The sequence below is a fragment of the Microcystis sp. LE19-10.1B genome (genome assembly GCF_027530565.1).
GTDB lineage: Bacteria > Cyanobacteriota > Cyanobacteriia > Cyanobacteriales > Microcystaceae > Microcystis > Microcystis aeruginosa.
Window position 1 is genome coordinate 1 of the sequence record NZ_JAPZQM010000652.1, and the last position, 2164, is coordinate 2164.

The 2164-nt window shown below is 44.2% G+C and carries 1 protein-coding gene; it reads left to right on the top strand.

Annotation, left to right across the window (positions count from 1 at the left end):
- Positions 1 to 791: 791 nt before the first annotated feature.
- Positions 792 to 1952 carry a nucleotidyltransferase family protein gene (locus tag O9332_RS23415; protein WP_288027640.1) on the top strand — a complete coding sequence of 387 codons (1161 nt, stop codon included), beginning with the start codon at positions 792 to 794 and terminating at the stop codon, positions 1950 to 1952.
- Positions 1953 to 2164: the final 212 nt, after the last annotated feature.

A 2164-nucleotide genomic window follows, 5' to 3' on the forward strand; every position in this document is an offset into this window, starting at 1 on the left:
GATAGGGCATATCGGAAGCTGGTCGTCAGACCTAAACGCTTGGGGAGATTTAAGCTCTATTTTGGTTGGTAGAAATACCTGCTAAGACAACTTGAGTCAGTGAACCAAGAATCCCTCGCATAAGCGCGACGGGAGTGTCAATATCTCAAGTAGTCAAATTTTTGCTCACCATTTTTCGCCTAGACTTCTTGGGGTTAACCGGATTGTTGGGGAAATTAGGCAAGGAGTCTAGGTTGATCTAATGCTCAAGGACACCTCGAATAAAAGATTTTGTTAACAAAGTGTTGGTCGAGGAAATCTCCTTGATCTACATTGATGAAGAGGGAATTATTTTCAAGAACTAACAAGGCGCTCCGTCCCTCAAAATTCGATTTTTCGAGGTAGCCTAGACATAACGCCTTGGTTATTGGCTAAAATTAAACTTTTTTTGCCCATCAATTTAAAAACTTGCGTTTTTTTGATCATCTTAGCCTAGAGGACTGAGTAGTATGAGTTACAGCAAAGTTGATTTGTTAATTTTGTCCATCAGTGTAATCTGGGTTAAATCTCTCACTTTTTCCCGTTATCAATTACTCAAGGGGTAGCTCGATCAATTGGACTTATTGAGAAAATCTTCGCACTAATTGAGAATAAACCAAGCTTTCATCAGGGTTTCAGGCGGTGCAATGCTGAAGTAAATCTATTTTTCGAGGTACCCCCAAGAGGATCGATAACCACTGATTCCGAGCCAGTAATGATACACTAGGCATGATTTAACTACAAACCTCGATCGCAAAAGGAAATAAACATCAATGAAAGCCATGATTTTGGCGGCTGGCAAAGGAACTCGCGTCCGTCCGATTACCCATACGATTCCCAAACCCCTGATCCCGATTTTACAAAAGCCGGTGATGGAGTTTTTGTTGGAACTGTTGCGACAGCATGGCTTTGATCAGATCATGGTCAATGTTAGTCATTTAGCCGAAGAAATTGAGAGTTATTTCCGCGATGGTCAGCGTTTTGGGGTGCATATCGGCTATTCTTTCGAGGGTAGAATCGAAGAGGGCGAGTTAATCGGTGATGCCCTAGGATCGGCGGGCGGTTTACGACGAATTCAAGATTTTAATCCCTTTTTTGACGATACTTTTGTGGTTCTCTGTGGTGATGCGCTGATCGATCTTGATTTAACCGCAGCCGTTAAATGGCATCGGGAAAAGGGAGCGATCGCCACTATTGTCACCAAAACCGTCCCCAGAGAGGAAGTATCCAGTTATGGGGTGGTAGTTAGCGACGAGGAGGGACGGATTCTCAGTTTCCAAGAAAAACCGGCCATCGATGAAGCTTTAAGTACCTGCATTAACACGGGGATCTATATTTTTGAACGAGAAATCATTGATTTTATTCCCCCTAATAGTAAATACGACATCGGGGGCGAATTATTCCCCCAATTAGTCGCTAAAGCTGCGCCTTTCTACGCTTTAAACATGGATTTTGAATGGGTGGATATTGGTAAAGTCCCCGACTACTGGCAGGCAATTCGCGGGGTGTTATCCCGGAAAATTAAAAATGTTGCTATCCCCGGCATCGAAGTCAAACCGGGCATCTACACGGGCTTAAATGTGGGGGTAAACTGGGATCGAGTCGATATCACCGGACCTGTGTATATCGGGGCAATGACGCGCATTGAAGACGGGGCGAAAATTGTCGGTCCGAGTATGATTGGCCCAAATTGTTGGATTTGTGGCGGCGCGACAGTGGATAATAGCGTTATTTTTGAATATTCTCGCCTCGGTTCAGGGGCCCGTTTGGTGGATAAGTTGGTCTTTGGGCGCTATTGTGTTGATAAAACCGGCGCGGCGATCGATGTGGAAGCGGCAGCCTTGGATTGGTTGATTACCGATACCCGCAAGGTTCCCCCAGAATTTGATCACCCTAAACATCAGGCAATTCGTTCTTTATTCAATAGCAAGTAGGCAACACCGCAACAGGGAACTTTTTACTTTTACTTGATAAGTACCGGTTCTTCGGTTTGTCTTATGCAATGGACGGGGTTATAAAGAATGAAACCTTTATAGAGACAGACATTGCCGCAATTTTTGTCAATTGTTTGCGATCTGGAGCGAACTAATCAATTAAATCTCTTGCCAGATAAGGATTGAGTCGATTTATGCCCCCCTATCGAACC